The organism is Verrucomicrobiia bacterium, from assembly GCA_035495615.1.
Classification (GTDB): Bacteria; Omnitrophota; Omnitrophia; order Omnitrophales; family Aquincolibacteriaceae; genus DATJFP01.
On the sequence record DATJFP010000052.1, the window covers coordinates 24,211 to 31,133 of the forward strand.

Below are 6,923 nucleotides of genomic sequence, written 5' to 3' on the forward strand. Positions count from 1 at the left end.
TGAACAGGGAATTTCAAGAAGGAGCCCGATGATCTGGGACAACGTAAGCCGCGCCGTTTCCGGCTGGCGCAGCCAAGCCCGCAAAAAAAGCGCCGGACCTCTGGACGTTGCCGAACCGGCTCCGTGGCACGTCATGTGCGATCATTTTTCCTGGGCCGGGTGGCGCCATGAAGGCGCGGTGCGCATTCCCGGCCCTTATCAGGGGCGCGAGGCCTGGGACCGCATGACCAGGCGCCCCGCGGACTCGGAATTTCTTCTCGTCGAAAGCGTGTGGGAAGATTTTTACGAGGGCGGGGAAAAGATCGACAAGAACGCGGAGCTGTTGCGCCTCATCCGCGCCTTCCGCAGGTCCGGCACGCCGGTTTTTTTCTGGAACAAGGAAGACCCCGTGCATTTCCAGGAATTTCTTCCCGTCGCGCTGCTCTGCGACGCGATTTTCACGACCGGTGAAGAATGCCTGCCGCGCTACCGGGACGCGGGTTTTCGCGGGGACATCGAAGTGCTGACCTTTCCCGCCCAGCCGGCCGTGCACCGCCCGTATTATCCCAAGGCCCCGGAGAAAAAAGTCTTTTTCGCGGGCGCCGGGAGGTTCGACCATGAACCTCGCGCCCGGGCCCTCGATTCTTTTTTGCGGCCCGCGCTCGCGCTCGGCTGCGTGGACATTTTCGCGCGCAAGAACCTGAGCGTGGACCGCACGCATTGGCCCGAGGACTGCCGGCCCTACATCGTCGCGGAGCTCCCGTACGATGAATTATTAAAGGAAAGCTCGCGTTATCTGATCGGCCTGTCGCTCAGCAACGCGCCTTCTTCGCCGACGCTTTATCCGCGCCGTGTGACCGAGCTGCCGCTCGCGGACGTGCTTGTCGTTTCGGATGACAACCGCGCGGTCCGGCGCTTTTTTCCCGAAGCGCCCGTCGTGCGCGGCCCGGAAGAAACTCGCGCGACGCTTCTGCGTCTGCTCGCGGATGCGGACGAGCGCAGCCAGCGGGTGGAAGCGCTGAAGAAAAGGATTCTGGAAAAACATACCTGCGCGCATGCGCTGGGACAAATGAGGAGCTTGGTTTCATGAAGCGTCCCGCGAAAGCCTCGGTCATCATCCCGTTTTTTGAATCGGGATTTCTCGGCGAGACACTGGAGGGTTTGGCCCGGCAGACGTCCACGGATTTCGAAGTCGTGCTCGTGGCCGACGGAAGCCCGGCGGACGAGGTCAAAAAAGCGGCGCGCGTCCTTGCCGGCGCTTTCAAAGATCCCGCGCGGCGGAAGCTCCTCGCGTACGATCAAAACCGCGGCCCGGGCTACGCGCGTAATTACGGCATCCAGTTCGGAGCCTCGGGAAAATTCATCGTAGCGCACGATTCTGACGACCTCTCGCTGCCGCGCCGCGTCGAGCTGCTGGTCCGGAAGCTCGAGCAGGGCCGCGATCTGGTTTACAGCGATTTCCGCGAAGGCGTCTCGCTCGAGGACTCGGCCGTGCTGCACGCCATGGCTCCCGAGCAGATCACCGAAGATCACTGGCTCATGCGCAAAGGCTGGTTCGGCATCTGCCACGGGACCTGCGCATACCGCCGCGATCTCGCGCTGATGTACCCGTATCCTTCTTACGCCCGCGGCTTCGGCGAAGACACGCTGTTCCTCATCCAGATGGGGCTGTTCGCCAAGCCCCGGATGGCCTACGTTCCCGAACCGCTGCTGTTTTACCGCCGCCGCCAGAATTCGCTTTCGCACAGCGCGGCCGCGGTTTCCACGCTCGAAGAAAGACTGCGGAAGGCTTCCGACTTTTTTGGCTATTATCACGGCTTAACCCGGGCCGCGGCGGAGAAGCCATGACGGAGCACGTCAAGCTGGGGATTTTTCTTCTCGCCGCCGGAGCCTTGCTGGCTTCCGGGCCCATCCTGTTTTACCTGAGGGATTTTTTTCAAAAGAGAAGGACCGACGTCGGAGTGGAAGAGTTCTATGATGATGCCGCCAAAAACAGCGGCACGATTTTTTTTATCTTGGGCGGGATCAGTTTCATCGGCGCGGGAATATTCCTGATTTTTTACAAATAAAATGAAAGGATCGAAGGGTATGAAAGTTTCGGAAGCGGCGGTCGTGACGGGGCTTTTCCTCTCGCTGGTCTTCATGCCTTTTCCCGCCCGGGCGGGAGACATGGACACGCCGTCCGAGCGCGCCGAGGCCCTGATCAAAGAATTGCATGAAGCGCCCGCCGTGCGTTACGTGAGCGAGGAAGAAATCGATGCGATGGGCCATGACTTCCGGCAGGCGGACGCGCTTCTCACGGCCCGCATCGAAAGCGTGGTGCTGGCGGACATGGGGCCGGGCGGCGTGCCGGTCCCGATGACGCGCGTTTTCCTCGATCAGATCACCGTGCAATCCGGAGATGCAGGGGCCGCTCCCGGCGCCAAAGCCAGCTTCCTTTACCGCCATTCTCCGGATACGATAAGCGCGTACAAAGGCCAGCGCGTCATCGCCGTGCTCAATCATTCCGACGCGAAATCCAAAACACTTTTCGCCGCCCGCATCGTGCCCGCGGACAAAACCAGCCTCCAGCTGCTCGTCGACGCCATCCAATCCAAGGGAAAAAAGGGCGGTGCCGATTGCGCGAAAAATGTTGAAGCCGACGTGTGCGAGGCGTGATTTTCCCGTAAAAAGGTTAAAAAATTTTAAGGTAAAAAAACCGAGCGCCCCGTCCCACGCTCGGACAAAATGCAACAAAACTGATCACGCTGCAACTCCTCTAACGGCCGCATTTTCGCTCCTTTTTCCCTCTTCCTTGACAGTGTTGGAACCCGTCAGTTACATTTTGCTACCTTCATATTTCCCAAGGCTTTCCGAGGGGAAAACCTGCGCAAAAAAGAGGCGGACTGAATGTTCTTCCACCATTCCAAACGCGTCCGAATTTACACCCGAATTACGTCCTTTCTCTGCCTGTGCTGCTTTACCTTCACCACGCTTGCGTGGTCCGCTCCGCCGCTGCCGTCTCCCGAAGTCCGGCTTCCCGCGCCGCTCGCGCAGGAGATTCATATTCCGGAACCGCTCGGCCTCGTCCGTGAAATTTATGTTCCGGAAAACAACGCTTCGTCCGCCCCGGTCATCCTGCACCTGCAGGACGCGCACGGCAGCGCCGAAGCGCAGGACAATATCCGCCGCATCCTCAGCCATGCCGCGGCGCAGTACGGTTTCGATCTTGTTTTCGTGGAAGGCGCGTCCGAGCGGATCGATGCGGAGAATCTGATTTTTTTCCGCGCGCCGTCTTCCGCGCGCAAAGCGGGGGAGGGGCTGGCCCGGGAAGGCCTGATCGGCGGCGCCGAACTGTTCTTACTGGACCGGCTGCTGGACAAAAAAGGCCCTGCCGTCGAGGCTTACGGCATCGAAGACCCCGCGCTTTACCGCGCCAATCTCTCATCCTTTCGCGGCATCTTGAAAAAACGGGACGCCTCGCGCGAAATCTCGCGCCGGCTGAAATCCCAGATCCTTACGCGTTCCTCCAAGACTTTCAATCCCCGCCTCAAATCTTTTTTCCGCCATTGGGCCCTTTACCGCGATGAGCCGCAGGAATGGATGCGCCGCCGCGCTTTCCTGCAGAAAACCGCGCGGGAAGTTCTGGGGCTCGATCTCCTCGCGCCGCGCGCACAGCTCGTGTGGCCGCAAATCACGCGCTTTCTCAAACTCGCGGCGCTGGAAGAAAAGACGCGGAATGAAACGGCGGTCGAAGAGATCCGCGAGCTCGCGGACTGGGCCCGCAAGCGCGGCATGCCCCGCGATCTGATCGCGGAGCTCGAAGCCATGACGGAGAAAACAAAAGACGCACCGCGGGATGCCCGCGCGCCCCGTGCCTTTTTCGAGGCCTGGGTCAACGCGGCGGGAAAAGATTTCTCGTTCGATCTTTATCCGGAATTCAAAAAATGGGCGGGCTGCCGCGTGCTGGAATCGGAGCTGCACGCGGGCGCGCTCTTCGAAGAGCTGGAAGCGCTGACCTCCCAGATCCTCCACGCGCTGGCAGGGAACGCGGAAGAAAAGGCGCTTCTCGATCTTTACGGCGACGCGAGGCTTTTGGAAAAACTCCTGCTGCTGCAGCTGACGGAACCGGAATGGCGCGAGGCCGCGTCCCGCCGCGAACAGATCAGGCCTTCGGCGCTTGCCCGCCGGGCCGGCCTGGAAGACGCCGGGCATGACGAAATTTTCGACGGGGCCCTGGTTTTTTACGCCCAGGCCAAGCAGCGCGAGCAGGCCCTGCTTCGCAACATGATCGCGAAGATGAAGGAAACGAAAAAGACCAAGGCCGTCCTCATCACGGGCGGGTTCCACGCGCCGGGCCTTGACGCGCTTTTCCGCGAAAAGGGAATTTCGTTCGTGGAAGCCGCGCCGCACATCTCCGAAATCACGCCGGAAGGCACCTATGAAAAAATCATGCTGGACGAGGCCGAGTTCCTGACGCTGCGTTCCCATGTTTCGCAGCCGCACCTCGGCGAAGGGCTCGCGGTCCTGGCGCGTTCGCTCGGGCGGCCATGGGCCTACGAATATTCGCGCTCGCTCAACCGCGTGCTGGGCGGCGTGCTTCACGAAGATCATCTTAGTACGGCGGATGCGTGGGCCGGCGGGCTTGGGCGCAATGGCCTTACTTACCGCGGAGGCCTGCTTTACTTCGGCGGTTCTCCGGTGCCCGATCCGGCGCAGGCCGGGGCTTTCGTGGGCCTGCAGGAAAACGGCGTGCCGGAAACGCGGCCGCTGCTTTCGGAATTGCGGACGGCTCCCGAAGCCGCGCAGGTCGAAAGCGCCAAAGACGATCTCGAAAATTTTCTCGAAGACGAATTCAAGCCCCTGGGCATTTCCTTCCGCAATGAATTCGACCGCATCGGCCGCGTCCAGAACGCGGAACGGCACGTTCCGTATCTTCAGGCGAGCCTGAAGCGCTTTACGCCGGGCGGTCCGGAAGCCGAGGGGCGCAGGGGCGTTTACATGGCTGAAGCCCATCCCACCTTTTATTTCCGTGTCGGGGCCTGGCGTTTCGTGGACAGCCGCTTCAAGGGTGTGCTCGGCCCGCTGCTCGACGGCAGATTTCGCCAATATAAGGAAAGCGTGATCTACCTGCATGAAATGGACAGCTCGATCGCGGACTGGGAAAACAACCTCACGAATTATACCGTGCCCATGATCGCGGCCGTGGATTCGCTGGAACTGAACGGCCGCAACGTGCTGGACATGGGTTCGGCGGATGGTATCCTGGCGCTCCTCGCGTACCGCAAAGGCGCGGACCTCCTCCGGCTGGTCGACAATGACCCGGCCAAGCGGGCGCTGCTGGAAAAAAATCTGGCCTTGAACGGCATGGATCCCAGCCGCTTCCGTTTCGTGGTCGAGGACATCAACGAGACCGGAGAAGTCTTGAAAGGCCTCGGGCCGGAACCCGTTCACGTTGTCTTTTCCAACATCGGCGAGCATCCGCGCGTTTACCGCCGCGGCACGCACCTGAAGGCCATCGAGTACCTGGATCATTTTCCCGACGCCACGCATTACGTTCTCGGAGGCTACAATGTCGGAGCCACCCGCATCACGGAACCGCATCTCTTGTTTGCGGTCGATGCCTTGGAGCGGAGGCATTTTTACGAAGCGGACGAATTCAAGCATGAAGACACGAACCCGCTCCTTTCGCCCGGCGGGCCGAGGGTCGTGCTGGTCATGCAGAAAATGCAGGCGTTCGAAAAGCCGGAGCCCGCGCCGCGAGCCGCGCTGAGACCCGCGACTGCGGCTAGCGAACGGCTGCGCGATTTTACTTACGATCCTTCCTTGGGACGGGACCTGCGGGTCGCCGTCGTCGTCAAGGGCACGAACCAGCTCGAACGCAATGCCGTTTTCCTGGCCCGCCGTCTCGGGGGAGCCAAGATCGACGGTTCCACGACTTCCCGGGAGCCGCTTCACGGCCTCGTGTCGCTGACCGACCTGAACCGCGACGCGCTGACGCTTGAAGGCGCGCAGCAAAACCTGCTGCTCGATGATCCGAACGGATTCGACGTTCACGGCACTCGCGCGGTCATCACCAGCTGGAATAAAGTCATCGTCCAGGATTTCGTAACCGGCGCAATGCAGGTTTTCCGGAATCCCTGGTTCCGCCATCTTCATTCCGCGGTATTTTCCCCGGACGGAACGAAGATTCTCGTGGATTCCGCGGGGCTGGACATGCTCCTGGAAATCGATGCGAAGACCGGGGAAGTCCTTTGGGAATGGTCGGCGTGGGAGCATGGTTATCCGGAATCTTTTTCCGGCGAGATCTTTTACACGAGGGACCGCGCTTTCGAGAACGTCAAAATAAAAGACGGGAAAAAGGTGGTTTACGTGTCTGATCCCGCGGCGCTGCCGGAAATCGGCATTCCGACCGGGCTGCGTACGGCCAATATCACGGGAGCGGATTACGACCGCGACGGGAATATTCTGGCGACGCTGCTCTACCGCGGAAAGTTGATCCGCATCGACAAACAGACGAAAGAAGCCCGCGAGCTTCCGTATCCCGCGGAAGCGGCGCACGGCTTTCACGCGCTGCCCGGCGGCTTTATGGTGACCAGCACCACGGGCAAGGACCCTCATTTCGCATTTCTCGGCCCGGATCTTCGCGTGCAGACCAAGATTTCTCTGGATGGCCTGCCGGGTATCCGCGAAGGATTTCCCGAAGCGCCGGAAATGGAATGGCTGCAAAACACGACGCAGGTCGCCCCCCATATTTTTGCGCTGGTCGACATTCACCGCAAGGCGCTTTATCTCGTCAATTTCGAAACCCATGCTTACCGGCGGCTCGATCTGCCCAAAGAGTGGTCGGTCCACATGGTGGCGCCGGCTCCCGCCGCGCTCCGGCTGCCGGAGCAGGACGCTTTTCCGGAAGACGCGCGCCATGCCGAGATGCGGCCGGAAATGCGGTTCAGCTACTCGAAAGT

General features: G+C 60.7%; 5 protein-coding genes. All 5 read left to right on the forward strand.

From position 1 onward, the window contains the following. The first annotated feature begins 28 nt into the window (after positions 1-28). Complete coding sequence (locus VL688_07205; protein HTL47835.1) at positions 29-1,069, forward strand: glycosyltransferase; 1,041 nt, start codon at positions 29-31, stop codon at positions 1,067-1,069. Beyond that, positions 1,066-1,827, forward strand: coding sequence for a glycosyltransferase family 2 protein (locus tag VL688_07210; GenBank protein HTL47836.1), 762 nt, complete (start codon positions 1,066-1,068; stop codon positions 1,825-1,827). The genes VL688_07205 and VL688_07210 overlap by 4 nt, the downstream gene beginning before the upstream one ends. Next, positions 1,824-2,048 carry a hypothetical protein gene (locus VL688_07215; GenBank protein HTL47837.1) on the forward strand — a complete coding sequence of 75 codons (225 nt, stop codon included), beginning with the start codon at positions 1,824-1,826 and terminating at the stop codon, positions 2,046-2,048. Before VL688_07210 ends, VL688_07215 begins: the two co-directional genes overlap by 4 nt. A 19-nt stretch (positions 2,049-2,067) precedes the next feature. Beyond that, positions 2,068-2,637, forward strand: a complete 570-nt coding sequence (locus tag VL688_07220) for a hypothetical protein (protein ID HTL47838.1) — start codon at positions 2,068-2,070, stop codon at positions 2,635-2,637. 231 nt (positions 2,638-2,868) lie between these two features. Beyond that, positions 2,869-6,923, forward strand: a 4,055-nt coding sequence (locus tag VL688_07225; GenBank protein ID HTL47839.1) for a 50S ribosomal protein L11 methyltransferase, incomplete at its 3' end; no start/stop codon positions are given.